This is a genomic window from Streptococcus mitis (assembly GCF_023109235.1).
Classification (GTDB): Bacteria; Bacillota; Bacilli; order Lactobacillales; family Streptococcaceae; genus Streptococcus; species Streptococcus mitis_DA.
This window is the reverse complement of the sequence record NZ_JALDUC010000007.1, coordinates 14854-41758: the sequence shown is the minus strand read 5'-3', so window position 1 is coordinate 41758 and position 26905 is coordinate 14854. Positions and strand designations below refer to the sequence as shown.

Annotated in this window: 32 protein-coding genes; 30 read left to right on the top strand and 2 right to left on the bottom strand. The window is 41.7% G+C overall.

Annotated elements, in window-relative coordinates:
• Positions 1-67 precede the first annotated feature (67 nt).
• The 30 genes from ccrZ to M1F55_RS05365 all read left to right on the top strand — a co-directional run bounded on the left by ccrZ (position 68) and on the right by M1F55_RS05365 (position 25405).
• On the top strand, positions 68-862 hold the full coding sequence (gene ccrZ, locus M1F55_RS05510) for a cell cycle regulator CcrZ (protein WP_247947451.1): 795 nt from the start codon (positions 68-70) through the stop codon (positions 860-862).
• Positions 859-1494, top strand: coding sequence for a tRNA (guanosine(46)-N7)-methyltransferase TrmB (gene trmB, locus M1F55_RS05505; protein WP_001266094.1), 636 nt, complete (start codon positions 859-861; stop codon positions 1492-1494). Before ccrZ ends, trmB begins: the two co-directional genes overlap by 4 nt.
• A 126-nt stretch (positions 1495-1620) precedes the next feature.
• The gene (gene rimP, locus M1F55_RS05500; RefSeq protein WP_000338691.1) at positions 1621-2100 is read left to right on the top strand and encodes a ribosome maturation factor RimP; all 480 of its coding nucleotides are present in this window, start codon (positions 1621-1623) and stop codon (positions 2098-2100) included.
• 43 nt (positions 2101-2143) lie between these two features.
• A complete protein-coding gene (nusA, locus tag M1F55_RS05495) occupies positions 2144-3280 on the top strand; it encodes a transcription termination factor NusA (protein WP_049538831.1) in 1137 nt (378 codons plus the stop codon).
• Positions 3281-3301: 21 nt separating this feature from the next.
• A complete protein-coding gene (gene rnpM, locus M1F55_RS05490; RefSeq protein ID WP_049543809.1) occupies positions 3302-3595 on the top strand; it encodes an RNase P modulator RnpM in 294 nt (97 codons plus the stop codon).
• Positions 3588-3887, top strand: a complete 300-nt coding sequence (locus M1F55_RS05485; protein WP_001041390.1) for a YlxQ-related RNA-binding protein — start codon at positions 3588-3590, stop codon at positions 3885-3887. The genes rnpM and M1F55_RS05485 overlap by 8 nt, the downstream gene beginning before the upstream one ends.
• Positions 3888-3903: 16 nt before the next feature.
• Positions 3904-6696: a translation initiation factor IF-2 gene (gene infB / locus M1F55_RS05480; RefSeq protein WP_247947450.1), complete on the top strand. Its 2793-nt coding sequence runs from the start codon at positions 3904-3906 to the stop codon at positions 6694-6696.
• Positions 6697-6862: 166 nt separating this feature from the next.
• Positions 6863-7213 (top strand): 30S ribosome-binding factor RbfA, encoded by a 351-nt coding sequence (rbfA, locus tag M1F55_RS05475; RefSeq protein ID WP_001273601.1) that lies wholly within the window; start codon positions 6863-6865, stop codon positions 7211-7213.
• Between the two features lie 216 nt (positions 7214-7429).
• The gene (locus tag M1F55_RS05470) at positions 7430-7612 is read left to right on the top strand and encodes a hypothetical protein (protein WP_004257575.1); all 183 of its coding nucleotides are present in this window, start codon (positions 7430-7432) and stop codon (positions 7610-7612) included.
• Positions 7609-7761 (top strand): hypothetical protein, encoded by a 153-nt coding sequence (locus tag M1F55_RS05465; RefSeq protein WP_004257578.1) that lies wholly within the window; start codon positions 7609-7611, stop codon positions 7759-7761. The genes M1F55_RS05470 and M1F55_RS05465 overlap by 4 nt, the downstream gene beginning before the upstream one ends.
• A gap of 115 nt (positions 7762-7876) precedes the next feature.
• Entirely contained in the window at positions 7877-8110 is a 234-nt protein-coding gene (locus tag M1F55_RS05460; RefSeq protein ID WP_000368734.1) for a DUF1858 domain-containing protein, read from the top strand.
• The gene (locus M1F55_RS05455) at positions 8110-9444 is read left to right on the top strand and encodes a DUF438 domain-containing protein (RefSeq protein WP_247947449.1); all 1335 of its coding nucleotides are present in this window, start codon (positions 8110-8112) and stop codon (positions 9442-9444) included. The genes M1F55_RS05460 and M1F55_RS05455 overlap by 1 nt, the downstream gene beginning before the upstream one ends.
• 9 nt (positions 9445-9453) lie before the next feature.
• Complete coding sequence (locus tag M1F55_RS05450) at positions 9454-9708, top strand: DUF1912 family protein (RefSeq protein ID WP_000119706.1); 255 nt, start codon at positions 9454-9456, stop codon at positions 9706-9708.
• A gap of 95 nt (positions 9709-9803) precedes the next feature.
• Positions 9804-10199, top strand: coding sequence for a helix-hairpin-helix domain-containing protein (locus M1F55_RS05445; protein ID WP_000038635.1), 396 nt, complete (start codon positions 9804-9806; stop codon positions 10197-10199).
• Positions 10200-10482: 283 nt separating this feature from the next.
• Positions 10483-11061 (top strand): flavin reductase family protein, encoded by a 579-nt coding sequence (locus M1F55_RS05440; RefSeq protein ID WP_247947448.1) that lies wholly within the window; start codon positions 10483-10485, stop codon positions 11059-11061.
• Complete coding sequence (locus M1F55_RS05435; protein WP_247947447.1) at positions 11048-11611, top strand: GNAT family N-acetyltransferase; 564 nt, start codon at positions 11048-11050, stop codon at positions 11609-11611. Before M1F55_RS05440 ends, M1F55_RS05435 begins: the two co-directional genes overlap by 14 nt.
• Positions 11608-12387 (top strand): hypothetical protein, encoded by a 780-nt coding sequence (locus M1F55_RS05430; protein WP_247947446.1) that lies wholly within the window; start codon positions 11608-11610, stop codon positions 12385-12387. The genes M1F55_RS05435 and M1F55_RS05430 overlap by 4 nt, the downstream gene beginning before the upstream one ends.
• Positions 12388-12411: 24 nt before the next feature.
• Entirely contained in the window at positions 12412-15063 is a 2652-nt protein-coding gene (locus tag M1F55_RS05425) for a valine--tRNA ligase (RefSeq protein ID WP_247947445.1), read from the top strand.
• 69 nt (positions 15064-15132) lie between these two features.
• Entirely contained in the window at positions 15133-15888 is a 756-nt protein-coding gene (locus M1F55_RS05420) for a protein NO VEIN domain-containing protein (protein WP_020903137.1), read from the top strand.
• A 117-nt stretch (positions 15889-16005) separates the two neighbouring features.
• The gene (gene rpoE / locus M1F55_RS05415; protein WP_000418405.1) at positions 16006-16593 is read left to right on the top strand and encodes a DNA-directed RNA polymerase subunit delta; all 588 of its coding nucleotides are present in this window, start codon (positions 16006-16008) and stop codon (positions 16591-16593) included.
• Between the two features lie 236 nt (positions 16594-16829).
• A complete protein-coding gene (locus M1F55_RS05410; RefSeq protein ID WP_023948247.1) occupies positions 16830-18437 on the top strand; it encodes a CTP synthase in 1608 nt (535 codons plus the stop codon).
• A gap of 119 nt (positions 18438-18556) precedes the next feature.
• Positions 18557-19630: an N-acetylmuramoyl-L-alanine amidase family protein gene (locus M1F55_RS05405; RefSeq protein ID WP_004258765.1), complete on the top strand. Its 1074-nt coding sequence runs from the start codon at positions 18557-18559 to the stop codon at positions 19628-19630.
• Between the two features lie 262 nt (positions 19631-19892).
• Positions 19893-20192 carry a DUF4651 domain-containing protein gene (locus tag M1F55_RS05400; protein WP_004241576.1) on the top strand — a complete coding sequence of 100 codons (300 nt, stop codon included), beginning with the start codon at positions 19893-19895 and terminating at the stop codon, positions 20190-20192.
• Positions 20189-20506 (top strand): thioredoxin family protein, encoded by a 318-nt coding sequence (locus M1F55_RS05395; RefSeq protein WP_000615777.1) that lies wholly within the window; start codon positions 20189-20191, stop codon positions 20504-20506. The genes M1F55_RS05400 and M1F55_RS05395 overlap by 4 nt, the downstream gene beginning before the upstream one ends.
• Positions 20507-20521: 15 nt before the next feature.
• On the top strand, positions 20522-21148 hold the full coding sequence (gene ytpR / locus M1F55_RS05390; RefSeq protein WP_000578287.1) for a YtpR family tRNA-binding protein: 627 nt from the start codon (positions 20522-20524) through the stop codon (positions 21146-21148).
• A gap of 41 nt (positions 21149-21189) precedes the next feature.
• The gene (locus M1F55_RS05385; RefSeq protein ID WP_000165331.1) at positions 21190-21951 is read left to right on the top strand and encodes an SDR family NAD(P)-dependent oxidoreductase; all 762 of its coding nucleotides are present in this window, start codon (positions 21190-21192) and stop codon (positions 21949-21951) included.
• A gap of 75 nt (positions 21952-22026) precedes the next feature.
• Positions 22027-22422 (top strand): single-stranded DNA-binding protein, encoded by a 396-nt coding sequence (locus tag M1F55_RS05380; protein WP_000282464.1) that lies wholly within the window; start codon positions 22027-22029, stop codon positions 22420-22422.
• A 155-nt stretch (positions 22423-22577) separates the two neighbouring features.
• The gene (gene groES / locus M1F55_RS05375) at positions 22578-22862 is read left to right on the top strand and encodes a co-chaperone GroES (RefSeq protein WP_000917328.1); all 285 of its coding nucleotides are present in this window, start codon (positions 22578-22580) and stop codon (positions 22860-22862) included.
• Positions 22863-22877: 15 nt separating this feature from the next.
• Entirely contained in the window at positions 22878-24500 is a 1623-nt protein-coding gene (groL, locus tag M1F55_RS05370; RefSeq protein ID WP_247947444.1) for a chaperonin GroEL, read from the top strand.
• A 137-nt stretch (positions 24501-24637) separates the two neighbouring features.
• Positions 24638-25405 (top strand): epoxyqueuosine reductase QueH, encoded by a 768-nt coding sequence (locus M1F55_RS05365; RefSeq protein WP_020900987.1) that lies wholly within the window; start codon positions 24638-24640, stop codon positions 25403-25405.
• Positions 25406-25475: 70 nt separating this feature from the next.
• On the opposite strand, the gene ntdP is transcribed toward M1F55_RS05365, so the two are convergent.
• Together ntdP and recX are read right to left on the bottom strand one after the other, a co-directional pair.
• A complete protein-coding gene (gene ntdP / locus M1F55_RS05360) occupies positions 25476-26009 on the bottom strand; it encodes a nucleoside tri-diphosphate phosphatase (protein ID WP_000775316.1) in 534 nt (177 codons plus the stop codon).
• Positions 26010-26097: 88 nt separating this feature from the next.
• On the bottom strand, positions 26098-26874 hold the full coding sequence (gene recX / locus M1F55_RS05355; protein WP_247947443.1) for a recombination regulator RecX: 777 nt from the start codon (positions 26872-26874) through the stop codon (positions 26098-26100).
• Positions 26875-26905: the final 31 nt, after the last annotated feature.

The window sequence follows — 26905 nt, the reverse complement described above, 5'->3', positions numbered from 1 at the left end:
GTGGAGCGGTTGACGAATAGGCCAAAAACTAGTAGAATAGTAAGGAAACTTTATACGGAGGAAAGAAATGGATTTGGGTGATAATGAGCTAACACTGACTCCCATACCTGGGAAAAGTGGCAAAGCTTATATGGGTAGCTATCCTGATGGGAAGCGTATCTTTGTAAAAATGAACACCTCTCCAATCCTACCTGGTCTAGCTAGAGAACAAATTGCTCCACAATTATTATGGAGTCGCCGTTTGGCAGATGGGCGTGATATGTGTGCTCAAGAATGGTTGACAGGCAAAATATTGACCCCCTATGATATGAATCGTAAACAAATCGTCAATATTTTAACCCGCCTTCATCGCTCACGTCCGTTGATGACACAGTTGAGTCGTTTGGGATATGCCATGGAAACACCTGTAGATTTACTAAAGTCTTGGCAGGAAACGGCTCCAGATGCTTTGCGTAAAAATCATTTTATCAGTGAAGTGATGGCTGATTTACGTCAGACTATTCCAGGATTTAGAGAGGACCATGCGACCATTGTCCATGGAGATGTACGACATAGTAATTGGATTGAGACAGACAGTGGCTTGATTTATTTGGTAGATTGGGATTCGGTTCGCTTGACCGACCGCATGTTTGATGTGGCCCATATGCTCTGCCATTATATTCCAGAACATCAGTGGAAGGAATGGTTGACCTACTACGGTTACAAGTACAATCAAACGGTATTAAGTAAATTGTATTGGTACGGTCAATTGTCTTATTTGAGCCAGATTTCCAAGTATTATATGAACCAAGATTTAGAAAATGTCAATCGGGAGATTCATGGCTTGCGTCACTTCCGAGACAAGTATGGAAAGAGAAGATGAGAGTTAGAAATCGTAAAGGGGCGACAGAATTACTAGAGGCAAATCCCCAGTATGTGGTCCTCAATCCCTTGGAAGCCAAGGGGAAATGGCGGGACTTGTTTGGCAATGATAATCCCATTCATGTGGAAGTTGGAAGTGGAAAGGGTGCCTTTGTTTCGGGTATGGCCAAGCAAAACCCTGACATCAACTATATCGGGATTGATATTCAAAAGTCTGTTTTGAGCTACGCTTTGGACAAGGTGCTTGAAGTTGGAGTACCGAACATTAAGCTCTTGTGGGTAGATGGTTCTGACTTGACTGACTACTTTGAAGACGGTGAGATTGATCGCTTGTATCTGAATTTTTCAGATCCATGGCCTAAAAAACGCCATGAAAAGCGTCGTTTGACCTACAAGACCTTCTTGGATACCTTCAAACGTATCTTGCCTGAAAATGGAGAAATTCATTTCAAGACAGATAACCGTGGCTTGTTTGAGTACAGCCTAGTGAGCTTTTCTCAGTATGGCATGAAACTCAATGGTGTCTGGCTAGACTTACATGCCAGTGATTTTGAAGGCAATGTCATGACAGAATATGAACAAAAATTCTCAAACAAGGGTCAAGTTATCTACCGAGTTGAGGCAGAATTTTAAGAAATAGCCTGAAATCAGGCTGTATAAGTGCTTTTGCTTTACATAAGTTGGCAAACGTGCTATACTAAGAGTAAGAATATGAGAAAGTGAGGCGGGGAAATATCTTCGCCTCTTGCTTATGAGGAGGTGGACGCAATCGCAACAATCGTAGAATTAGTCAGAGAAGTTGTAGAACCTGTCATCCAAGCACCTTTCGAACTCGTGGATATCGAGTATGGAAAGATTGGCAGTGACATGATTCTCAGTATTTTTGTAGATAAACCTGAAGGAATTACCTTGAACGACACGGCAGATTTGACAGAAATAATCAGTCCTGTCCTAGACACTATCAAGCCGGATCCCTTCCCAGAACAATATTTCCTAGAAATCACCAGTCCAGGTTTGGAACGTCCTTTGAAAACCAAGGATGCAGTCGCTGGAGCTGTTGGGAAATACATCCATGTCGGGCTCTACCAAGCCATTGATAAGCAAAAGGTCTTTGAAGGAACCTTGTTGGCCTTCGAAGAGGACGAGTTGACCATGGAATATATGGACAAGACGCGTAAGAAAACCGTCCAAATTCCATACAGTTTAGTATCAAAAGCACGTTTAGCAGTTAAATTATAGAAAAAGAAAGGATAACTTTTGAGGATTCAAAAGTGAAGAAAACATGAGTAAAGAAATGCTAGAGGCCTTCCGCATTTTGGAAGAAGACAAGGGAATCAAAAAAGAAGACATCATCGACGCAGTAGTAGAGTCGCTTCGTTCCGCTTATCGCAGACGCTATGGTCAATCTGATAGCGTAGCTATTGACTTCAACGAAAAAACAGGTGATTTTACAGTTTATACTGTCCGTGAAGTGGTTGATGAAGTATTTGATAGCCGTTTGGAAATCAGCTTGAAAGATGCTCTTGCCATCAATTCAGCCTATGAACTTGGTGACAAAATCAAGTTTGAAGAAGCACCTGCTGAGTTTGGTCGTGTAGCAGCTCAATCTGCCAAACAAACCATCATGGAAAAAATGCGCAAGCAAACACGTGCCATCACTTACAATACTTACAAAGAACATGAGCAAGAAATCATGTCTGGTACAGTAGAACGTTTTGACAACCGCTTTATCTATGTCAACCTTGGTAGCATCGAAGCCCAATTGTCAAAACAAGACCAAATTCCTGGTGAAGTTTTTGCTTCTCATGATCGTATCGAAGTATATGTTTACAAGGTTGAAGACAACCCTCGTGGTGTCAACGTCTTTGTTAGCCGTAGCCATCCAGAAATGATCAAACGCTTGATGGAGCAAGAAATTCCAGAAGTTTATGATGGAACTGTTGAAATCATGAGCGTGGCCCGTGAAGCAGGTGACCGTACGAAGGTTGCAGTTCGTAGTCATAATCCAAACGTGGATGCTATCGGAACAATCGTTGGACGTGGTGGAGCGAATATTAAGAAGATTACCAGCAAATTCCACCCAGCTCGTTACGATGCCAAGAGCGACCGTATGGTACCAATCGAAGAAAATATCGATGTTATCGAGTGGGTAGCAGATCCAGCTGAATTTATCTACAATGCCATTGCTCCTGCTGAAGTTGACCAAGTTATCTTTGATGAAAACGACAGCAAACGTGCCTTGGTGGTTGTTCCTGATAACAAGCTTTCTCTTGCAATCGGTCGTCGTGGGCAAAACGTTCGCTTGGCAGCTCACTTGACTGGTTACCGTATCGATATCAAGTCTGCTAGTGAATTTGAAGCCATGGAAGAGACTGCTTCAGTAGATTTGGAAGCAGAAAACGATACTGTAGAAGAATAAAAGCTGCTAGAGGAGGGAAAGATGAAAACAAGAAAAATCCCTTTGCGCAAGTCTGTTGTCTCTAATGAAGTGATTGATAAGCGTGATTTGCTCCGCATTGTCAAGAACAAGGAAGGACAAGTCTTTATCGATCCGACAGGCAAGGCCAATGGCCGCGGCGCTTATATCAAGCTAGACAATAAAGAAGCCATAGAGGCTAAAAAGAAGAAGGTCTTTAACCGTAGCTTTGACATGGAAGTGGATGAAAGCTTTTATGACGAGTTGATCGCTTATGTGGATCACAAAGTGAAAAGAAGAGAGTTGGGACTTGAATAAGCAAAAGATAAGCAATCTCTTGGGACTTGCTCAACGAGCAGGGCGGATTATATCGGGTGAAGAATTGGTGGTCAAGGCCATTCAAGACGGCAAGGCCAAGTTGGTCTTTCTAGCCCATGATGCTGGACCCAATCTGACCAAGAAGATTCAAGATAAAAGTCATTATTATCAAGTAGAAATTGTAACCGTGTTTTCAACACTGGAATTAAGCATAGCAGTCGGAAAATCGAGAAAGGTTTTGGCTGTAACAGATGCTGGATTTACAAAGAAAATGAGGTCTCTTATGGAATAGAAGAGGAGGACATGATTTGTCTAAGAAAAGATTGTACGAAATCGCAAAAGAACTTGGAAAAGAAAGTAAAGAAGTTGTAGCGCGTGCAAAAGAGTTGGGCTTGGATGTGAAAAGCCACTCATCAAGTGTGGAAGAAGCTGTCGCTGCAAAAATCGCTGCCAGCTTTAAACCTGCAGCTGCTCCGAAAGTAGAAGCAAAACCTGCAGAACAAAAAGCAAGTGCAGAAAAGAAAGCCGAAAAATCTGAACCAGCTAAACCAGCTGTAGTTAAGGAAGAGGCAAAACCTGCTGAGCAAGTTGCTCCGAAGACAGAAAAAGTAGCAGCTAAGCCGCAAAGCCGTAATTTCAAGGCTGAGCGTGAAGCCCGTGCCAAAGAGCAGGCAGAACGACGCAAGCAAAATAAGGGCAATAACCGTGACCAACAACAAAACGGAAACCGTCAGAAAAATGACGGCCGTAATGGTGGTAAACCTGGTCAAGGCAACCGCGACAATCGTCGCTTTAATGACCAAGCTAAGAAACAGCAAGGTCAGCAAAATCGTGGAAATGAGCGCCGTCAACAAGAGGACAAACGTCCAAATCAAGCGGCTCCACGTATTGACTTTAAAGCCCGTGCAGCTGCCCTAAAAGCAGAGCAAAATGCAGAATATGCCCGTTCAAGTGAGGAACGTTTCAAGCAGACTCAGGCTGCCAAAGAAGCCTTGGCCCAAGCTAACAAACGCAAGGAGCCAGAGGAAATCTTTGAAGAAGCTGCTAAGTTAGCTGAACAAGCGCAACAAGTTCAAGCAGTGGTTGAAACAGCTCCTGTGAAAAAAGAAGCTGCAGTGGATACACGTCGTAAGAAGCAAGCCCGACCAGACAAAGAACGCGATGATTACGATCGCGAAGAAGATGGTCCTAGAAAACAACAAAAGAATCGAAGTAGTCAAAATCAAGTGAGAAATCAAAAGAATAGTAACTGGAATAACAACAAAAAGAACAAAAAAGGCAATAACAAGAACAACCGTAATCAGACTCCAAAACCTGTTACAGAGCGTAAATTCCATGAATTGCCAACAGAATTTGAATATACAGATGGTATGACCGTTGCGGAAATCGCAAAACGTATCAAACGTGAACCAGCTGAAATCGTTAAGAAACTTTTCATGATGGGTGTCATGGCCACACAAAACCAATCTTTGGATGGAGAAACAATCGAACTCCTTATGGTGGATTATGGTATCGAAGCCAAACAAAAGGTTGAAGTGGACAATGCCGACATCGAACGTTTCTTTGTCGAAGATGGTTATCTCAATGAAGATGAATTGGTTGAGCGTCCACCAGTTGTAACCATCATGGGACACGTTGACCACGGTAAAACAACCCTCCTAGATACCCTTCGTAACTCTCGTGTTGCTACAGGTGAAGCAGGTGGTATCACTCAGCATATCGGTGCCTACCAAATCGTGGAAAATGGTAAGAAGATTACCTTCCTTGATACACCAGGACACGCGGCCTTTACATCTATGCGTGCGCGTGGTGCATCTGTTACCGATATTACTATCTTGGTCGTAGCGGCAGATGACGGAGTTATGCCTCAGACAATTGAAGCCATCAACCACTCAAAAGCGGCCAACGTTCCAATCATCGTAGCCATCAACAAGATTGATAAACCAGGTGCCAACCCAGAACGCGTTATCGGTGAATTGGCAGAGCATGGAGTTATGTCAACTGCTTGGGGTGGAGATTCTGAATTTGTTGAAATCTCAGCTAAATTCAACCAAAATATCGAAGAATTGTTGGAAACAGTCCTTCTTGTGGCTGAAATCCAAGAACTCAAGGCAGACCCAACAGTTCGTGCTATCGGTACAGTTATCGAAGCGCGCTTGGATAAAGGAAAAGGTGCGGTCGCAACCCTTCTTGTTCAACAAGGTACCTTGAATGTTCAAGACCCAATCGTTGTCGGAAATACCTTCGGTCGTGTCCGTGCTATGACCAACGACCTTGGTCGTCGTGTTAAGGTTGCTGGACCATCAACACCAGTATCAATCACAGGTTTGAATGAAGCGCCGATGGCGGGTGACCACTTTGCTGTTTACGAAGATGAAAAATCTGCGCGTGCAGCTGGTGAAGAACGTGCCAAACGTGCTCTTATGAAGCAACGTCAAGCTACCCAACGTGTCAGCCTTGAAAACCTCTTTGATACACTTAAAGCTGGTGAACTCAAATCAGTTAACGTTATCATTAAGGCTGACGTACAAGGTTCTGTTGAAGCCCTTTCTGCATCACTTCAGAAAATCGATGTAGAAGGTGTTAAAGTTACCATTGTTCACTCAGCGGTCGGTGCCATCAACGAATCTGACGTGACTCTTGCCGAAGCTTCAAATGCCTTTATCGTTGGTTTCAACGTACGCCCTACACCACAAGCTCGTCAACAAGCTGAAGCTGACGATGTGGAAATCCGTCTCCACAGCATTATCTACAAGGTTATCGAAGAGATGGAAGAAGCTATGAAAGGGATGCTTGATCCAGAATTCGAAGAAAAAATTATTGGTGAAGCAGTTATTCGTGAAACCTTCAAGGTATCTAAAGTCGGAACTATCGGTGGATTCATGGTTATCAACGGTAAGGTTACCCGTGACTCTAAAGTCCGTGTTATCCGTGACGGTGTCGTTATCTATGATGGTGAACTCGCAAGCTTGAAACACTACAAAGACGACGTCAAAGAAGTTACAAACGGTCGTGAAGGTGGATTGATGATTGATGGCTACAATGATATCAAGACTGATGATGTGATTGAGGCATACGTCATGGAAGAAATCAAACGATAATAGAGAAACGATAGCCAATTTGACTCGTCGTCAACAGCGCCTTGATGAACCTTCAGTTCTATCTAAGGCTTGTTTCCTAGATTCAAATGGCTCTAGTTCCTCTATCTAATAAAAATAGCTAGGTCTGCTGGCCTAGCTTTTGGTTCAAAGTAGAGAAAGGAATATCATGGCAAATCATTTCCGTACGGATCGTGTGGGCATGGAAATCAAACGTGAAGTCAACGAGATTTTGCAAAAGAAAGTCCGTGATCCGCGTGTCCAAGGCGTGACCATCACAGATGTTCAGATGCTAGGTGACTTGTCTGTTGCTAAGGTTTACTACACCATTTTGAGTAACCTTGCTTCGGATAATCAAAAAGCTCAAATCGGGCTTGAAAAAGCAACTGGTACCATCAAACGTGAACTTGGTCGCAATTTGAAATTGTACAAAATCCCAGATTTGACCTTCGTCAAAGACGAGTCCATCGAATATGGAAACAAGATTGACGAAATGCTACGCAATCTGGATAAGAACTAAAGAAGAGGGGAAACCCTCTTTTTTGGTGGAGGAAAAAGCAATAAAACATGCTGGCGGAATCTTTCCAGAGTTAAACATTATTAAAAAGCTTTATAAAATTCAACTTGTATGATATTATAGGAAATGAAAGAGTGAGATAAAACGATTTTTCAGCAATAGCCAGCAAGGCTGGTATCGTTAACATTTTCAAAGTGCAGTTAAACGAGGGAAGATAATATGGGACTCATAAAAACTCTAGCTAAAACTTACGGGAATTACTTTTTGACCATGCAAGGTGTAAAAGTCATGAAAACGATAAAGAAAGATGACCATGTCGTTGTTGGTCTGGGGAAACTTTTTATTGCAGACAAGTTAATGGATACGGCTCGGTGGCTCATCAAGCCAGAGGAGAGAGAATGAAATTTTTCTGGGCGATTCTTGCTATTCTTTTTATCAAACCGATTATTGGGATTGTGAAATTCTTGTGGATGATTATCTCTTTTGCAGTCCAATTGCTGTTTTACAAGATAGTGTTTAAGATATTGGATTGGCTCTTTAAACTTATTTAGATAGTAATTCAAGTCGTGGGGAACTAGCAAGTCTTGTACTGCTAGTTTTTTAATCTCTTTCCTTATGGTATAATAAAATAAATAATATCATTTATAAACGATAATGGAGGTCGTCATGGACAATATCATCGATGTGTCAATTCCTGTTGCAGAAGTGGTGGATAAGCATCCAGAAGTCTTGGAAATCCTAGTGGAGTTGGGTTTTAAACCCCTTGCTAATCCCCTGATGCGTAATACTATCGGTCGTAAAGTATCACTCAAACAGGGTTCTAAGCTCGAAGGAACTCCTATGGATAAGATTGTCCGCACACTGGAAGCAAATGGCTACGAAGTGATTGGATTAGACTAATGGCAGATGAACGGATTCATGTCCTACGGGATATTTTGTTAGAATTGCATAATGGCGCCTCTCCTGAGTCGGTTCAGGAGCGCTTTGATGCGACCTTTACAGGTGTTTCAGCTATCGAGATTTCCCTTATGGAGCACGAGCTGATGAACTCAGACTCAGGTGTCACCTTTGAAGATGTCATGGAACTCTGTGATGTTCATGCCAATCTTTTTAAAAATGCTGTTAAGGATGTCGAAGTTGCAGATACCGAGCACCCAGGTCACCCAGTTCGGATTTTCAAAGAAGAAAATCTAGCCCTCCGTGCAGCCTTGATTCGCATTCGTAGATTGTTAGATACCTATGAGTCTATGGAAGATGAAGAGATGCTTGCGGAGATGCGCAAGGGCTTGGTGCGTCAGATGGGACTTGTAGGTCAATTTGACATCCACTACCAGCGCAAGGAAGAGCTCTTTTTCCCCATCATGGAGCGCTATGGACACGATTCACCTCCCAAAGTTATGTGGGGAGTGGATGATCAGATCAGGGAACTCTTTCAAACAGCTTTAGCGACAGCCAAGTCACTACCTGAAGTGTCGATTTCCACTGTAAAAGATACTTTTGAAGCCTTTGCGACAGAGTTTGAAAGTATGATTTTCAAGGAAGAATCCATCCTCCTCATGATTCTCCTTGAGTCCTTTACTCAGGATGACTGGCTTCAGATTGCGGAGGAGAGCGACACCTATGGTTATGCCATCATCCGTCCGTCTGAGAAATGGGTGCCAGAAAGACAGAGTTTTGTTGAGGAAAAGATTGCAGAGGAGCCTATTCAGCTAGATACGGCAGAGGGACAAGTTCAGCAGGTTATCGATACGCCAGAAGGACAGTTTACCATTACCTTTACCCCTAAAGAAAAGGAATCAGCTTTGGACCGCCATAGTCAACAGGCTTTTGGCAATGGCTATCTCTCGGTCGAGCAGGCCAATCTCATTCTCAATCATCTCCCTATGGAGATTACTTTTGTCAATAAAGACGATATTTTCCAGTATTACAATGACAATGCGCCAGCTGATGAGATGATCTTCAAACGGACCCCGTCACAAGTTGGGCGCAATGTTGAACTCTGTCATCCACCTAAGTATTTGGACAAGGTTAAGACCATTATGAAGGGGCTTCGTGAGGGTACTAAGGACAAGTATGAAATGTGGTTCAAGTCTGAGTCGCGAGGTAAGTTTGTCCACATCACCTACGCAGCAGTGCACGATGAAGAGGGAGAATTTCAAGGGGTGCTGGAGTATGTTCAGGATATTCAACCCTACCGTGAGATTGATACGGACTATTTCCGTGGATTAGAATAAGGAGAAAAAATGAGTTACGAACAAGAGTTTATGAAGGAATTTGAGGCTTGGGTCAATACCCAGATTATGATTAACGACATGGCGCACAAGGAAAGCCAAAAAGTCTATGAAGAAGACCAAGATGAGCGTGCCAAAGATGCCATGATTCGATACGAAAGTCGCTTGGATGCTTATCAGTTCTTGCTTGGTAAGTTTGAAAACTTCAAGGCAGGCAAGGGATTCCATGATTTGCCAGATGGCTTGTTTGGTGAGCGAAATTATTAAACGAGAAAGATTCTTGATTTTTTACTAAAATCTTGATAGAATATTTATATTAAATCCTTGTCAGAGCAGGGGTTTTTTATTGAAAGGATTTTATCATGTCAAAGAAACTCAATCGTAAAAAACAATTACGAAATAGCCTCCGTCGTGCAGGTGCTTTTTCAAGTACTGTGACTAAGGTTGTAGAAGAGACAAAAAAAGTCGTAAAACGTGCAGAACAGTCAGCAAGCCAAGCTGGTAAGGCTGTTTCTAAAAAAGTTGAACAAGCAGTAGAAGCTACCAAAGAGCAAGCACAAAAAGTAGCCAATTCTGTAGAAGATTTTGCAGCAAACTTGGGTGGACTTCCACTTGATCGTGCCAAAACTTTCTATGATGAAGGAATCAAGTCTGCTTCAGATTTCAAAAACTGGACTGAAAAAGAACTCCTTGCCTTGAAAGGAATCGGACCAGCCACCATCAAGAAATTGAAAGAAAATGGCATCAAGTTCAAGTAATCTTTCTTGTGCCTTGCATTTCCGAAAAAATCTTGCTACAATAGAGCCATTAGAGGTGTTTTGAATCTCGCATTTTACAGAAAGTGGCGGTGCTGAGAAGTCCACAAATGTGTCAAAACTGGTTGCTAATGGATGAAAAATTGAAATAAAAGTGTCTTTTTGTTTTAAAGACGAGAGTTGCGGGCAACTGCCCGAAATTGGGTGGTACCGCGGATAAATACATTCGTCCCTGTCATGTAGATGGCAGGGATTTTCTTTTGTGTCTTAGTAAAAGGAGGTTGTTATGAAGCAATCTTTTAAAACAAGTAAACTCTATTATGGTTTTCCTATCTTCATTTTGGGGTATCAGGATCAGAATTTTGGACACAATATTACGACATGTAGCTCCTCTTATAGCTTGGGAGATTGGCTAGTCATTGGTGTCGGAGCTGAGGAAAATGCGACTGAGCAGATTAAGCATTATCAAAAGTTCACCGTGAATATCCCTGATGAAAATCTCATGCTCGAGATGGAGCAGGCTGGTTTTATCAGTCATAGAGAGAAATTGAAACACCTGGGACTAGACTACGAGATTTCTGAACGAACTCAGGCACCGATTTTAGAGGTTTGTCCAGTCGTATTGGACTGTCAGGTAGATCGGATTATCGAGGGAGATGGAATCTGCCACATCTTTGCTAAGATTCTGGACCGACTGGCTAATCCTGAACTCTTGGATGATAAGGGACATTTTAAAAATGACCGTTTTTCACCGATTTACTTTATGGGGGACGGTCACCAGCGCGTCTATCGTTATCTGGACAAGCGTGTAGATATTAAGGGGAGCTTCATTAAGAAAGCGAGGAAAAAGGATGGCAAGAACTGAACTGCCAGAACGCTTGGAAACAGAACGTCTCGTTTTACGAGTCCGTACTGTGGCGGATGCTGAGGATATCTTTGACTATGCTAGTCGTCCGGAAGTCTCTTACCCAGCAGGCTTTCTACCCGTCAAGACCTTGGAAGATGAGATTTATTATCTGGAGCACATTCTTCCGGAGCGTAATCAAAAGGAAAATCTCCCAGCAGGCTACGGGATTGTCGTCAAAGGAACGGATAAGATCGTTGGCTCTGTCGATTTCAACCATCGCCATGAAGATGATGTGCTGGAAATCGGCTATACCTTACACCCAGACTATTGGGGGCGAGGTTATGTGCCAGAAGCTGCGCGTGCCTTGATTGATTTAGGCTTTAAAGATTTGGGCCTTCACAAGATTGAACTAACTTGCTTTGACTATAATGTCCAAAGTAAACGAGTCGCAGAAAAACTTGGATTTACCCTCGAAGCTCGTATCCGAGACCGCAAAGATGCCCAAGGGAATCGCTGTGACAGTCTGATATATGGTTTGCTGAGGAGTGAGTGGGGGGTAAAACAATGAAAAGAATTCGACTGATGATAGGCATATCTCTTATTTCAATAATAATAATTGTTGGATGTTCATTATTGGGAATAATTTCGATGGATGAGTTACTAAAAGGGGCACTATTAGGTGCGGTTGTTTCAATAATCATTTCAGTTCCAAATGAAATACTAACTTATCGAGAATCTAGAAAAGAAAAGATTAGTAAAATTTTTTGGGATGGTTTTGTTTTTTATAATTCTTCTTTAAGCGAAATTTTTGCATTTTCGAAAGATTTTTATTATTTTGAATCAATAATTTTTGAAAAATATGCGATTTCTAAAGATTCTGGAGATTGGCAAGATTATCGTGAAGCTTATTCTGACTACAAAGAAATTTTGGAAAATATAATAGATAGTTATTGTAATAGTATTTTTCAATTGTGCAATAGAACAGAAAATCTCATCCCTCTATTAAGCAATCTACTGGCCAATATTGATAATAAAACAATTTTCTTTACTAATAGTTTAGAATATAAAGAATGCTACAATGCTTACCATATAATTGAAAATATTGACTTATCTGTAAATGAAGCAAAACAAAAATTGGAAGATATTCATTTTAGTAAGAATAATGATCTTCAAAAGAAATGTGAAGAACTTATAATATTACGTTGGCTTTCTCGTTTATTATTTGTAAATTATAATAGGGGAATCGAAGATATAGAAGAAAACTCTGTTTCGAATCCTGTAGAAACTGGAAAAGCTGAGAAAGATTTAAATCATTCATTGAGTAATATAATGAAATATTTGTAATTTTTAACTAGAAAGGACAAACACATGTCTAAAGAACTTTCACCTAAATACAATCCAGCCGAGGTTGAGGCTGGTCGTTACCAAAAATGGCTTGACGCTGATGTTTTCAAGCCTTCAGGCGATCAAAAGGCTAAGCCTTATTCGATCGTGATTCCACCACCAAACGTTACAGGTAAACTTCACCTTGGTCACGCTTGGGATACGACTTTGCAGGATATCATTATCCGTCAAAAACGCATGCAAGGTTTTGATACCCTTTGGCTTCCAGGGATGGACCACGCGGGGATTGCCACTCAGGCTAAGGTTGAGGAACGCTTGCGTGGAGAGGGCATTACACGTTATGACCTAGGTCGTGAGAAATTCCTCGATAAGGTCTGGGAATGGAAAGACGAATATGCCACTACTATCAAGGAACAATGGGGCAAGATGGGGCTCTCTGTAGACTACTCTCGTGAGCGTTTCACTCTTGACGAAGGCTTGTCAAAAGCGGTTCGCAAGGTCTTTGTGGACCTTTACAAGAAAGGCTGGATCTACCGTGGTGAGTTTATCATCAACTGGGACCCAGCAGCTCGCACAGCCCTTTCTGATATCGAAGTTATCCACAAGGACGTTGAAGGTGCCTTCTACCACATGAACTACATGCTGGAAGATGGCTCACGCGCCCTTGAAGTGGCAACAACTCGTCCTGAGACTATGTTTGGGGACGTTGCCGTTGCGGTCAATCCAGAAGATCCACGCTACAAGGACTTGATCGGTAAAAACGTCATCCTTCCAATCGCTAATAAACTCATCCCAATCGTTGGAGACGAGCACGCAGATCCTGAATTTGGTACTGGTGTCGTGAAAATCACACCTGCCCACGATCCAAACGACTTCTTGGTTGGTCAACGCCACAACTTGCCACAAGTCAACGTCATGAACGATGACGGAACTATGAATGACTTGGCCTTTGAATTTGCAGGCATGGACCGTTTTGAAGCTCGTAAGGCAGTCGTTGCTAAGCTGGAAGAAATCGGTGTCCTTGTCAAAATCGAAAAACGTGTCCACAGCGTTGGTCACTCAGAGCGTACAGGTGTTGTGGTTGAACCACGCTTGTCTACTCAGTGGTTCGTCAAGATGGACCAATTGGCTAAGAATGCTATTGCCAACCAAGATACAGAGGACAAGGTAGAATTCTACCCACCTCGTTTCAACGATACCTTCCTCCAATGGATGGAAAATGTCCATGACTGGGTCATCTCTCGTCAGCTCTGGTGGGGTCATCAAATCCCTGCTTGGTACAATGCTGAAGGTGAAATGTATGTCGGCGAAGAAGCTCCAGAAGGCGACGGATGGACTCAGGACGAAGATGTCTTGGATACTTGGTTCAGTTCTGCCCTTTGGCCATTCTCAACCATGGGTTGGCCGGATGTCGACTCAGAAGACTTCAAACGTTACTTCCCAACTTCAACCTTGGTTACAGGTTACGACATCATCTTCTTCTGGGTGTCTCGTATGATCTTCCAATCCTTGGAATTCACTGGTCGTCAGCCATTCCAAAATGTCCTTATCCACGGTCTCATTCGTGACGAGCAAGGACGCAAGATGTCTAAATCTCTCGGTAACGGGATTGACCCAATGGATGTTATTGCAAAATATGGTGCTGATGCCCTTCGTTGGTTCCTTTCAAACGGTTCAGCACCAGGTCAAGACGTGCGCTTCTCTTACGAGAAAATGGATGCTTCATGGAACTTCATTAACAAGATTTGGAATATCTCTCGCTATATCCTCATGAACAATGAAGGCTTGACCCTTGAGCAAGCAACTGCCAATGTGGAAAAAGTAGTCAACAAGGAAGCTGGAAATGTCACAGACCGCTGGATTCTCCACAACCTCAATGAAACCATTGGAAAAGCAACTGCCAACTTTGATAAGTTTGAGTTTGGTGTCGCTGGACACATCCTTTACAACTTCATCTGGGATGAGTTTGCGGACTGGTACGTTGAGTTGACCAAGGAAGTCCTATACAGCGACAACGAAGAAGAGAAAGTCATCACACGTTCTGTTCTCCTTTATACTTTGGACAAGATCCTTCGTCTCCTCCACCCAATCATGCCATTCGTGACAGAAGAAATCTTTGGACAAATTTCAGAAGGCTCTATCGTTACAGCTGCCTACCCAACTGTCAATCCAGCCTTTGAAGACCTTGCTGCCCACACTGGTGTGGAAAGCCTTAAAGACTTGATCCGTGCTGTTCGTAATGCGCGTGCGGAAGTAAACGTAGCACCAAGCAAGCCTATCACCATCCTTGTTAAGACAAGCGATAGCGACTTGGAAACCTTCTTTAACAGCAATGTCAACTACATCAAACGCTTCACAAATCCAGAGCACTTGGAAATCGTATCAACTATTCCTGCGCCTGAACTGGCTATGTCAAGCGTTATCACAGGAGCAGAAATCAACTTGCCACTCGCTGACCTCCTCAATGTCGAAGAAGAACTCGCTCGCCTCGACAAGGAACTGGCTAAATGGCAAAAAGAACTGGACATGGTCGGCAAGAAGCTCTCTAACGAACGCTTCGTAGCCAATGCCAAACCAGAAGTCGTCCAAAAAGAACGTGACAAACAAGCCGACTACCAAGCCAAATACGACGCGACAGTTGCACGTATTGATGAGATGAAGAAACTCGTGAAATAAATATAGAAACACGGTGATGAGCCGTGTTTTTTGGTATAATAAAATCAATATCTATTGATGGAGAAAGTGATGTCTAAGCACCCGCATTATGAATTGTTAAATTTAATTGGCTACGGTCTTGCCAAGTTTGACAAGCTTTTTATAAAAGAATTTCAATGTTCTAGCAAGTCGGAGTTTTATCGCTATGTGGTTTCTCTGGGAATTGCTGAAACAACTGGAGTTGTAAAAAATAGAATGGATTTATTTGATCCTTATTTTGACAATAATCGAAAAGGTTGGTGGCAGAAAGCTGAAGTTTACCGTTTTCGTAAAGATTTAATTGATATGATGTTTGGAAATGAAGATGTTCATAGTTATGCTGAAATAGTTAAAATGTTACTTGCCAGTGAAGGGAAGCAAATGGGTATTACAACTATTGAAAAGCCAATTATTCGAACTAAATTCAAACGTCTACAAGAAACTGGAATGGAAGCAGAGAATTATTTTATCCTTCATTTTGATAAAGAAGAAAAATTTCAAGGTGGACTATTGACCGATGCCCGTCTTTATGGTGATGGATATGACTTTCAAGTAGATGTGCAAGATCATTCCTATCTTGCCGAAGTTAAAGGAATTCGAAAATCTAAGGGTCGCATTCGATTGACTGCCAGAGAATATGAAAAAGCCAAAGAGTTTAAATCAGATTTTATTTTATCCTTAGTTACTAACCTAGATGATATTCCCAAGCTAGTGTTAATTGATAATCCTTTGAATCATTTTGAATTCCAAAAGAGCATCATAAAAAATGAAGTCATAGAATATAGAAGCTTAGAAGATTTGTATTAGTTCTCCCCCTTAACCTTTGACTATTCTGCAAAATTATCGTAAAATAAAGAGTAAATGATAAAATGAGGTCAGAGTCTGTTTGCTCTGGCGATAGTAGTATAAATGAGGAGAAACGCTTTGGAATTAGAAGTATTTGCTGGGCAAGAAAAAAGTGAGCTATCTATGATTGAGGTAGCGCGTGCTATCTTGGAACTTCGTGGTCGCGACCATGAGATGCATTTTAGCGATCTTGTAAACGAAATTCAAAACTACCTTGGAACATCAAATAGCGATATCCGTGAAGCTTTGCCTTTGTTCTACACAGAGTTGAACTTTGACGGTAGCTTCATCTCACTTGGAGACAACAAATGGGGGCTTCGTTCATGGTATGGTGTGGACGAAATCGACGAAGAAATCATCGCTCTTGAAGAAAACGATGACGATGAAGTAGCACCAAAAGCTAAGAAAAAACGTGTCAATGCCTTCATGGATGGTGATTCAGATGCCATTGATTACAATGCGGATGATCCAGAAGATGAAGATGCATACGAAGCAGATCCTGCTCTTTCATACGATGATGAAAATCCAGATGATGAGAAAAACGAAGTGGAAGCTTACGATGCGGAAATCAACGAAATCGCCCCAGATGACTTGGGTGAAGACGTGGATCTCAACGAAGAAGACGACGAGTTTTCAGATGATGATGCTGAAAACATCGAGGAATAAAAGTTAGCTATTGACAATTATCCTATTTTTAGGTATCATATTGTTCGGGCACCTCTTTTAGAGGTCGGGGCTCCCTAGTTCTTAGGGAGCTATTTTTGTTTTTTCAAGAAGTTATTTTCTTGTATTTTTGTTGTGAATCTGGTGCAGTAGTCCCAGATTATTCTTATTAGTAGGGTCTTGTTTTCTATGTCCCCACGTAGTTGACAAGACCTTGAGCATTTTAGAAAGAGGAATCTATGTCTACGAAATATATTTTTGTAACTGGTGGTGTGGTATCGTCTATTGGGAAAGGGATTGTCGCAGCGAGTCTAGGCCGTCTCTTGAAAAATCGTGGTCTCAAAGTAACCATTCAAAAGTTTGATCCTTATATCAATATCGATCCGGGAACTATGAGTCCTTACCAGCACGGGGAAGTTTTTGTGACAGATGACGGAGCTGAGACAGATTTGGACTTGGGTCACTATGAACGTTTCATCGATATCAATCTTAACAAATATTCCAACGTGACTACTGGTAAAATTTACAGTGAAGTTCTTCGTAAGGAACGTCGTGGAGAATACCTTGGGGCAACTGTTCAGGTTATTCCTCATATCACAGATGCTTTAAAAGAAAAAATCAAGCGTGCCGCTCTAACGACTGATTCTGATGTCATTATCACAGAGGTTGGTGGAACTGTTGGGGATATTGAGTCCTTGCCATTCTTAGAGGCCCTTCGTCAGATGAAGGCGGATGTGGGTGCGGATAATGTCATGTATATCCATACAACCCTGCTTCCTTACCTCAAGGCTGCTGGTGAAATGAAGACCAAACCAACTCAACACTCTGTAAAAGAATTGCGTGGATTGGGAATCCAGCCAAATATGTTGGTTATTCGTACAGAAGAGCCAGCTGGTCAAGGAATTAAAAACAAACTGGCCCAGTTCTGTGATGTGGCACCAGAAGCCGTTATCGAATCGTTGGATGTTGAGCACCTTTACCAAATTCCATTGAACTTGCAAGCTCAAGGTATGGATCAAATTGTCTGTGACCATTTGAAATTAGACGCACCAGTAGCGGATATGACAGAATGGTCAGCCATGGTGGACAAGGTCATGAACCTTAAGAAACAAGTTAAAATTTCCCTTGTCGGTAAGTATGTGGAGTTGCAAGATGCCTACATTTCTGTGGTCGAAGCCTTGAAACACTCTGGTTATGCCAACGACGCAGAAGTTAAAATCAATTGGATCAATGCCAATGATGTGACAGCAGAGAATGTGGCAGAGCTTTTGTCTGATGCGGACGGAATCATCGTACCAGGAGGTTTTGGTCAACGTGGTACGGAAGGGAAAATCCAAGCCATTCGCTATGCGCGTGAAAATGATGTTCCAATGTTGGGTGTCTGCTTGGGAATGCAGTTGACTTGTATCGAGTTTGCTCGTCACGTTTTAGGACTCGAAGGTGCCAATTCTGCAGAGCTTGCACCAGAAACAAAATACCCTATCATTGATATCATGCGTGATCAGATTGACGTTGAAGATATGGGGGGAACCCTTCGCTTGGGGCTTTATCCGTCTAAGTTGAAACGTGGCTCTAAGGCTGCGGCTGCTTATCACAATCAAGAAGTGGTGCAACGCCGTCACCGTCACCGTTATGAGTTTAACAATGTCTTCCGTGAGCAGTTTGAGGCAGCAGGTTTTGTCTTCTCAGGAGTTTCTCCAGACAATCGTTTGGTCGAAATTGTGGAAATTCCTGAAAATAAATTCTTTGTAGCGTGTCAGTATCACCCTGAACTGTCAAGCCGTCCAAACCGTCCAGAAGAACTCTACACTGCCTTTGTCACTGCAGCAGTTGAGAACAGCAATTAGCCAAATCAGAACCTTTGAGAAGAATCTCAGAGGTTTTTTACTTGCATATTTAGGATATGATTTGCAAAATAAAAACATAGTGATATAATTAACATAAAAAATCCTAAGGAGGATTTACAATGAAAAAAATCACACTATTTGGTTTATCTCTAGCAGGTCTAGCTTTACTGGCTTTTCCTCATTCAGGGCAGGCATTTGAGCTTAAAGAAGAATGGGTTGTCAAGTGTGGAGTGCAGTATCAAGATGGAAAGATTCTTCGATTCAACAATGGCCATGAAGTAGATATTAAAGTATTGGATTTGCCAAAAAACGAGAAAATCGAGTGGACGGTCAGTCTCAATGGTCAAGATCAAACTGTCAATTTCCTAGGTCAAGAAAAGGACAAGTCTATGATGGGCGTAGAGGGGCGTTACCTGAATTTCTATGTTCCATATGGCTATAGAGGAGATATCAAGGTCGAGGCTAAGAGCGGAAACGAAGTGAAGACCTGGTTAACGAAAGTTGTGGATGATATTCATAATGATAGTGGAAAGAGAGGTTATTATCGTATTGAAGAATCAAATAATCAATACACCTACCTTGATACAAAATGGGATTATCAAACCAAGACTTACACTGCTACCTTACCAGAGACTGTCAATGGTCAAAAAGTCTTTGCTTGGGCAGACTATAGCAATGGCGAGTTGAAACTTGAAAAACTAAAGTCTATCAGTCACAAATATGATGGAGGAGCTTTCAAAGAACTTTATCCGATTGTAAAAGCAGAAAGCTGGCTAAAATCAAATCAAAACTGGTACTATCAAAAACAAGGTCAATTAGTGCAGAATGATTGGGTTAAGGACAAGGGAACTTGGTACTTTATGAATGATAAAGGGATCATGTTCAATCAAACTTGGCTATATCAAGGTGGCAACTGGTATGCCTTTAAATCATCAGGAGGCATGATTGCTAGTGACTGGTTTTACGACCAAGGCAAGTGGTACTATTTATCAACTTCAGGAGCCATGAAAGCAAGCACTTGGGTTTATGATAAGGGAGAATGGTATTATGTAAGTTCTTCTGGTGCCATGCTAGCGAATGATTGGGTCAAAGATAATGGCAAGTGGTATTATCTAGCTTCATCAGGTAAGATGCTTCGCAATACCTACACACCTGATGGTTACTACGTTGGCAACTCAGGTGTCTGGCAATAAGAATAATACTCTTCGAAAATCTCTTCAAACCACGTCAGCTTCATCCACAACCTCAAAACAGTGTTTTGAGCTGACTTCGTCAGTTCTATCTACAACCTCAAACTACAACCTCAAAGCAGTGCTTTGAGCAACCTGTGGCTAGCTTTCTAGTTTGCTCTTTGCTTTTCATTGAGTATAAGAAGTCCTTTTCCTTAAAGGAAGAGGCTTTTTACTTGCTTTTCTGCTGCTTCCTCATTTGTCCTAAAGCCTTTTTTGTGTTAAAATGAATGGTATGAAAGCTAAAAAAATGTGGATAGCAGGTCTGGCTCTGCTAGGTATTGGAAGCCTTGCTCTTGCTACGAAAAAAGTTGCAGATGACCATAAGCTCAGGAAGACTCAGGAAGAGTTGACAGCGATTGTGCGAGACCATTTTTCAGACATGGGAGAAATTGCGACCCTCTATGTTCAAGTCTATGAAAGCAGTCTAGAGAGCTTGGTTGGTGGCGTCATTTTTGAGGATGGCCGTCATTATACCTTTGTCTATGAAAATGAAGACCTAGTCTATGAGGAGGAAGTCTTATGATACAACCAGCAAGTTTAGAAGAATTAGCATCTTTAGTAGAAAAAGATGGCAAGAAGGTTTTTCTTTTTGTGGCGGACTGGTGTGGCGATTGCCGTTATATCTATCCTGCCTTGCCAGAAATTGAGGAGACCAATCCAGAGTTCACCTTTATTCGGGTGGACCGAGACCAGTACATGGATTTAGCCAAACTCTGGGATGTTTACGGAATTCCTAGCCTTGTAGTTCTAGAAAAAGACAAGGAAATCGGTCGTTTTGTTAATCGCGACCGTAAAAGCAAGCAACAAATTAACGACTTTTTAGCAGGACTGAAATAGGAGAAAAAGGAAACAATGATTTTTACATATAACAAAGAACATGTCGGTGATGTCCTTATGGTCATCGTGAAAAACAGTGGAGATGCCAAACTAGATGTGGAGCGCAAAGGCAAGGTAGCCCGTGTTTTTCTCAAAGATAATGGGGAAACAGTGGCGTGGAATATTTTCGAAGTTTCAAGTTTGTTTGAAATTGAAGAGCGCGGTCAAGTCTTTTTGTCTGATGAACAAGTAGCTCGTTTGAACCAAGAATTGCAGGCGGAAGGTTTTAAAGAAGAAATTGTCAATGACAAGGAACCTAAGTTTGTTGTTGGTGAAATTGTCGAGATGGTAGCCCATCCTGATAGTGACCACCTTAACATCTGCCAAGTTGCAGTCGCGAGTGACAAGACAGTGCAAATCGTTGCAGGGGCTCCCAATGCGCGTGTCGGGTTGAAAACCATTGTAGCTCTTCCAGGAGCAATGATGCCCAAAGGGAATCTCATTTTCCCAGGTGAGCTTCGTGGTGAAAAGAGTTTTGGCATGATGTGTAGTCCTCGTGAACTTGCCTTGCCAAATGCTCCGCAAAAGCGTGGTATTATTGAATTATCAGAAGACCAAGTTGTTGGAACTCCATTTGATCCAGCTAAACACTGGACTACCTAGGAAGTTGTCAGTATCTGATAGACCAGCTAGAAGGAAATAAGATGACAAAAAATGTTGTGATTACAGGGGCGACATCAGGAATCGGTGAAGCGATTGCGCGTGCTTATCTGGAGCAGGGTGAGAATATCGTTTTAACAGGTCGACGGACAGATAGACTAGAAGCCCTTAAGTCGGAGTTTGCAGAAGCCTTCCCAAATCAGACAGTTTGGACTTTTTCGCTAGATGTCACAGATATGACCATGGTAAAGACTGTCTGCTCTGATATTCTAGAAACGATAGGTCAGATTGATATTCTGGTCAATAACGCAGGTTTGGCTCTTGGCTTGGCTCCATATCAAAACTATGAAGAGTTGGATATGCTGACCATGTTGGATACCAATGTCAAAGGTTTGATGGCAGTCACTCGCTGTTTCTTGCCAGCAATGGTAAAAGCCAATCAAGGACATATCATCAATATGGGCTCAACCGCAGGAATTTATGCCTATGCGGGTGCAGCAGTTTATTCAGCTACCAAGGCAGCGGTTAAGACCTTTTCAGATGGTCTGCGAATTGATACCATCGCAACGGATATCAAGGTGACGACTATTCAACCGGGAATTGTCGAAACAGATTTTTCTACGGTACGTTTTCATGGTGATAAAGAGAGAGCTGCGTCCGTTTACCAAGGAATAGAAGCCTTGCAAGCTCAGGATATTGCAGACACAGTAGTCTATGTGACCAGTCAACCTCGTCGTGTGCAGATTACAGATATGACCATTATGGCCAATCAACAGGCGACAGGTTTCATGGTTCATAAAAAGTAAAAAATTTCCTCGAAAAGTTACAAATTTCTGTAACTTTTTTGATTTTCTGCGAATAGATAAGTAGGAGGAAAAAATATGTATAATAAAGTTATCATGATTGGGCGTTTGACGTCTACACCAGAATTGCACAAAACCAACAATGACAAGTCAGTAGCGCGAGCAACTATCGCTGTGAACCGTCGTTACAAAGACCAAAATGGGGAGCGCGAAGCTGACTTTGTCAATATGGTTCTATGGGGCAAACTAGCAGAAAGCTTGGCCAGCTACGCAACTAAAGGTAGTCTTATCTCTGTGGATGGAGAACTTCGTACCCGTCGTTTTGAGAAAAATGGTCAGATGAACTATGTGACTGAAGTCCTTGTGACAGGATTCCAACTCTTGGAAAGTCGTGCTCAACGTGCCATGCGTGAAAATAATGCAGGACAAGATTTGGCGGATTTGGTTTTGGAAGAGGAAGAATTGCCATTTTAAGCATTAAAAAGTCTGAGTTGGTCTCAGGCTTTTTATATTGAGAAAGTCAGACTTTTTTCTTGACTATTTCTGACCAAGTGATACAATAGAACTATAAATTAGCACTCATATATAAAGAGTGCTAATAATATGTAGTTCATCATGGAGGAAAACAGATGTTGAAACCATTAGGAGACCGTGTGGTCTTGAAAATCGAAGAAAAAGAACAAACTGTTGGAGGTTTTGTCCTCGCAGGTTCAGCCCAAGAAAAAACCAAAACAGCTCAAGTTGTGGCTACTGGACAAGGTGTTCGTACCTTGAACGGTGACTTGGTAGCTCCAAGTGTTAAGCCTGGAGATCGTGTCTTAGTTGAAGCCCACGCAGGTCTTGATGTCAAAGACGGCGATGAAAAGTACATCATCGTTGGCGAAGCTAACATCTTGGCTATCATTGAAGAATAGAAGGAGAAAGTAAGTATGTCAAAAGAAATTAAATTTTCATCAGATGCCCGTTCAGCTATGGTTCGTGGTGTCGATATCCTTGCAGATACTGTTAAAGTAACCTTGGGACCAAAAGGTCGTAACGTTGTGTTGGAAAAATCATTTGGCTCACCCTTGATTACCAATGACGGTGTGACCATTGCCAAAGAAATTGAATTGGAAGACCATTTTGAAAATATGGGTGCCAAATTGGTATCAGAAGTAGCTTCAAAAACCAACGATATCGCAGGTGACGGAACGACAACTGCAACAGTCTTGACTCAAGCAATCGTCCGTGAAGGAATCAAAAACGTCACAGCAGGTGCAAATCCAATCGGTATTCGTCGTGGGATTGAAGCAGCAGTTGCCGCAGCAGTTGAAGCTTTGAAAAACAACGCCATCCCTGTTGCCAACAAAGAAGCAATCGCTCAGGTTGCAGCCGTATCTTCTCGTTCTGAAAAAGTTGGTGAGTACATCTCTGAAGCCATGGAAAAAGTTGGCAAAGATGGAGTCATCACTATCGAAGAGTCACGTGGTATGGAAACAGAGCTTGAAGTTGTAGAAGGTATGCAGTTTGACCGTGGTTACCTTTCACAGTACATGGTAACAGATAGCGAAAAAATGGTAGCTGATCTTGAAAATCCATACATTTTGATTACTGATAAGAAGATTTCAAATATCCAAGAAATCTTGCCACTCCTAGAAAGTATTCTCCAAAGCAATCGTCCACTCTTGATTATTGCGGATGATGTAGATGGTGAAGCTCTTCCAACTCTTGTTTTGAACAAGATTCGTGGAACCTTCAACGTGGTAGCCGTTAAGGCACCTGGTTTTGGTGACCGTCGCAAAGCCATGCTTGAAGATATCGCTATTTTAACAGGTGGAACAGTTATCACAGAAGATCTTGGTCTTGAGTTGAAAGACGCGACAATTGAAGCCCTTGGTCAAGCAGCGAGAGTAACTGTGGACAAAGATAGCACGGTTATCGTAGAAGGTGCGGGAAATCCTGAAGCGATTTCACACCGTGTTGCAGTTATCAAGTCTCAAATCGAAACCACAACTTCTGAATTTGACCGTGAAAAATTGCAAGAACGCTTGGCCAAATTGTCAGGTGGTGTAGCGGTTATTAAGGTCGGAGCCGCAACTGAAACTGAGTTGAAAGAAATGAAACTCCGCATCGAAGATGCCCTCAACGCTACTCGTGCAGCCGTTGAAGAAGGAATCGTTGCTGGTGGTGGAACAGCTCTTGTAAATGTCATTCCAGCAGTGGCTGGTTTGGAATTGACAGGAGACGAAGCAACAGGACGAAATATTGTTCTCCGTGCTTTGGAAGAACCTGTTCGTCAAATCGCCCACAATGCAGGATTTGAAGGATCTATCGTTATCGATCGTTTGAAAAATGCTGAAGTTGGTACAGGATTCAACGCAGCAACTGGTGAGTGGGTTAACATGATTGACCAAGGGATTATCGACCCAGTTAAAGTTAGCCGTTCAGCCCTACAAAACGCAGCATCTGTAGCCAGCTTGATTCTAACAACAGAAGCAGTCGTAGCTAATAAACCAGAACCAGCAGCTCCGGCTCCAGCAATGGATCCAAGCATGATGGGCGGCATGATGTAAGCTTTCTATAGAAAACAACTTATAAAAAACACAAAAGGAGGGAATGCCTACCCCTCCTTTTTATGCTATTCACTTCTAAATAGATTTGAGCTCTCCTAACTTATATGATAAAATAAGACTAGAAAAAGGAGAAGAACATGATCGATGTAGAAGAAATTCTGAGCAAGATGAACCCTAATCAGAAGATTAATTATGACCGTGTCATGCAGAAGATGGTACAAGTATGGGAGAAAAATGAGCAACGGCCAACCATTCTCATGCATGTTTGCTGTGCCCCTTGCAGTACCTATACCCTAGAATATTTGACTAAGTATGCAGACGTTACCATTTATTTTGCCAATTCTAATATCCATCCCAAGGCAGAATACCACAAGCGTGCCTATGTGACTAAAAAGTTTGTCAGTGATTTCAATGAGCGAACTGGCAATAACGTTCAATACCTAGAAGCTCCTTATGAACCTAACGAATATCGTAAACTGGTTCGAGGTTTGGAAGAAGAGCCTGAAGGTGGTGACCGTTGTAAGGTTTGCTTTGACTACCGACTGGATAAGACAGCGCAAGTGGCTATGGACTTGGGCTTTGACTACTTTGGCTCAGCCTTGACCATCAGTCCTCATAAGAATTCTCAAACCATTAACAGCATCGGAATCGATGTGCAAAAAATTTATACCACCCACTATCTCCCAAGTGATTTCAAGAAAAATCAAGGCTACAAACGTTCAGTGGAGATGTGTGAAGAGTATGATATCTATCGTCAATGTTATTGTGGATGTGTCTATGCAGCCCAGGCTCAGAATATTGACCTTGTTCAGGTTAAGAAAGATGCTACAGCTTTCTTGCTGGATAAGGATGTTGAAAAAGACTATTCTCATATCAAATTTACTGTTACGAAATTAGATATATAGAGAACAACCCAGCTGAAAAACTGGGTTTTTAAAATAAAAAAACCAGGGCTTTCACCCTAGTTTGACAACTTTACCGATTCTTTAGTTCTACATAGCGCTTGTACCAAATGTTTACATAGGCTTCTGAGAAAGGACCACGTCCATTATTAATCCAATCAACAAGAATTTTGACATGTTCTTTTAAAATATAGTCCAAGTCATCAGAATAATTCATTTTGCGTTTGTGACGCTCATACTCCTCAACGTCCAAGAGACGTTTCTCTCCATCTGTAAAAATTTTAACATCCAAATCGTAATCAATATACTTCAGTGCTTCTTCATCCAGATAGTAGGGGCTAGCCATATTGCAATAGTAGGAAATTCCATTATCACGAATCATGGCAATGATATTAAACCAATATTTCTTGTGAAAGTAAACAATAGCCGGTTCTCGAGTGACCCAACGACGACCATCACTTTCGGTAACCAGTGTGTGATCGTTGACACCAATAATGGCGTTTTCTGTTGTTTTTAGTACCATGGTGTCCCGCCAAGTTCGGTGGAGACTCCCATCATGCTTATAACTTTGAATTGTAATAAAGTCGCCTTCTTTTGGAAGTTTCATAACTAACCAACTTTCTACAATTTATAAGTTTATCGTTTACTATTGTACCATAAAATTACCTAAAATCTGTGAATTTTACATGAAAATATTAAAGATATTCTCTGAGAGCGCTTGCTATATCCGAAAAATCGTAGCCCTTTCGTGCTAAAACTTGGGTTAAACGCTGTTTAAGTTCGTATCCTTCATACTTTCGAGCATACTTAGCATATTGCTTATCAAGTTCCTTGAAGATGAGTTCTTGAGTCGTTTCTTGGTCAACTTGACTATCTAATTGATCAAAGGCACTTTTAGCATCAGAGTAAGAGAATCCCTTGTTGGTCAAGTTCTGGATAATCTTATCTTGCAAGGCACGAGCAGGAAGTTTTCCTTCATATTTTTTCAATAGTTTATTAGCTACACGTTGAGCAACTTCCGAAAAATCAAATTCTTTCAAGTTCTCTTCTATAGTAGATTTTGAAATCCCTTTTTGAGCTAGTTTCTGACTCAGTACATAAGGCCCCTTGTCTCCTGAAAGTTGATTGGCATCGATAATAGCATAAGCGTACTGAGCATCATTAATCCACTTATCTTCTTTAAGATTAGCAATGACTTGAGAAACGATTTTTTCATCAATATCATATTTTTTTAGATATTCTCTGATTTCTTTTTCAGTGCGAGCTTTAAAGGATAGGTGGTAGAGGGCTAGATTCTTACCGTAAGAAAATTTGGCAAAGTCCTGAATCTCTTTCAATTCTTCTTCACTTATCACCTTATCTCTTGATAACATAAAACGAACAATTGTATCTTCAGTAATGTAGCATTTGTCGCCATTATCAAGCTCCATCAGATAGAGTCTTTTTTTCTTTTCAAGTTTTGTAATTTTCATAGTTCTATTATAACTCAAAATGTGAGAAAAA

What these genes read in the sequence shown, in the direction of transcription:
- ccrZ (WP_247947451.1), top strand. Translation starts at nt 68, where the DNA reads ATGGATTTGGGTGATAATGAGCTAACACTGACTCCCATACCTGGGAAA.
- trmB (WP_001266094.1), top strand. Translation starts at nt 859, where the DNA reads ATGAGAGTTAGAAATCGTAAAGGGGCGACAGAATTACTAGAGGCAAAT.
- nusA (WP_049538831.1), top strand. Translation starts at nt 2,144, where the DNA reads ATGAGTAAAGAAATGCTAGAGGCCTTCCGCATTTTGGAAGAAGACAAG.
- rnpM (WP_049543809.1), top strand. Translation starts at nt 3,302, where the DNA reads ATGAAAACAAGAAAAATCCCTTTGCGCAAGTCTGTTGTCTCTAATGAA.
- rbfA (WP_001273601.1), top strand. Translation starts at nt 6,863, where the DNA reads ATGGCAAATCATTTCCGTACGGATCGTGTGGGCATGGAAATCAAACGT.
- M1F55_RS05470 (WP_004257575.1), top strand. Translation starts at nt 7,430, where the DNA reads ATGGGACTCATAAAAACTCTAGCTAAAACTTACGGGAATTACTTTTTG.
- M1F55_RS05465 (WP_004257578.1), top strand. Translation starts at nt 7,609, where the DNA reads ATGAAATTTTTCTGGGCGATTCTTGCTATTCTTTTTATCAAACCGATT.
- M1F55_RS05460 (WP_000368734.1), top strand. Translation starts at nt 7,877, where the DNA reads ATGGACAATATCATCGATGTGTCAATTCCTGTTGCAGAAGTGGTGGAT.
- M1F55_RS05455 (WP_247947449.1), top strand. Translation starts at nt 8,110, where the DNA reads ATGGCAGATGAACGGATTCATGTCCTACGGGATATTTTGTTAGAATTG.
- M1F55_RS05450 (WP_000119706.1), top strand. Translation starts at nt 9,454, where the DNA reads ATGAGTTACGAACAAGAGTTTATGAAGGAATTTGAGGCTTGGGTCAAT.
- M1F55_RS05445 (WP_000038635.1), top strand. Translation starts at nt 9,804, where the DNA reads ATGTCAAAGAAACTCAATCGTAAAAAACAATTACGAAATAGCCTCCGT.
- M1F55_RS05440 (WP_247947448.1), top strand. Translation starts at nt 10,483, where the DNA reads ATGAAGCAATCTTTTAAAACAAGTAAACTCTATTATGGTTTTCCTATC.
- M1F55_RS05435 (WP_247947447.1), top strand. Translation starts at nt 11,048, where the DNA reads ATGGCAAGAACTGAACTGCCAGAACGCTTGGAAACAGAACGTCTCGTT.
- M1F55_RS05430 (WP_247947446.1), top strand. Translation starts at nt 11,608, where the DNA reads ATGAAAAGAATTCGACTGATGATAGGCATATCTCTTATTTCAATAATA.
- M1F55_RS05425 (WP_247947445.1), top strand. Translation starts at nt 12,412, where the DNA reads ATGTCTAAAGAACTTTCACCTAAATACAATCCAGCCGAGGTTGAGGCT.
- M1F55_RS05420 (WP_020903137.1), top strand. Translation starts at nt 15,133, where the DNA reads ATGTCTAAGCACCCGCATTATGAATTGTTAAATTTAATTGGCTACGGT.
- M1F55_RS05410 (WP_023948247.1), top strand. Translation starts at nt 16,830, where the DNA reads ATGTCTACGAAATATATTTTTGTAACTGGTGGTGTGGTATCGTCTATT.
- M1F55_RS05405 (WP_004258765.1), top strand. Translation starts at nt 18,557, where the DNA reads ATGAAAAAAATCACACTATTTGGTTTATCTCTAGCAGGTCTAGCTTTA.
- M1F55_RS05400 (WP_004241576.1), top strand. Translation starts at nt 19,893, where the DNA reads ATGAATGGTATGAAAGCTAAAAAAATGTGGATAGCAGGTCTGGCTCTG.
- M1F55_RS05395 (WP_000615777.1), top strand. Translation starts at nt 20,189, where the DNA reads ATGATACAACCAGCAAGTTTAGAAGAATTAGCATCTTTAGTAGAAAAA.
- ytpR (WP_000578287.1), top strand. Translation starts at nt 20,522, where the DNA reads ATGATTTTTACATATAACAAAGAACATGTCGGTGATGTCCTTATGGTC.
- M1F55_RS05385 (WP_000165331.1), top strand. Translation starts at nt 21,190, where the DNA reads ATGACAAAAAATGTTGTGATTACAGGGGCGACATCAGGAATCGGTGAA.
- M1F55_RS05380 (WP_000282464.1), top strand. Translation starts at nt 22,027, where the DNA reads ATGTATAATAAAGTTATCATGATTGGGCGTTTGACGTCTACACCAGAA.
- groES (WP_000917328.1), top strand. Translation starts at nt 22,578, where the DNA reads ATGTTGAAACCATTAGGAGACCGTGTGGTCTTGAAAATCGAAGAAAAA.
- groL (WP_247947444.1), top strand. Translation starts at nt 22,878, where the DNA reads ATGTCAAAAGAAATTAAATTTTCATCAGATGCCCGTTCAGCTATGGTT.
- M1F55_RS05365 (WP_020900987.1), top strand. Translation starts at nt 24,638, where the DNA reads ATGATCGATGTAGAAGAAATTCTGAGCAAGATGAACCCTAATCAGAAG.
- ntdP (WP_000775316.1), bottom strand. Translation starts at nt 26,009, where the DNA reads ATGAAACTTCCAAAAGAAGGCGACTTTATTACAATTCAAAGTTATAAG.
- recX (WP_247947443.1), bottom strand. Translation starts at nt 26,874, where the DNA reads ATGAAAATTACAAAACTTGAAAAGAAAAAAAGACTCTATCTGATGGAG.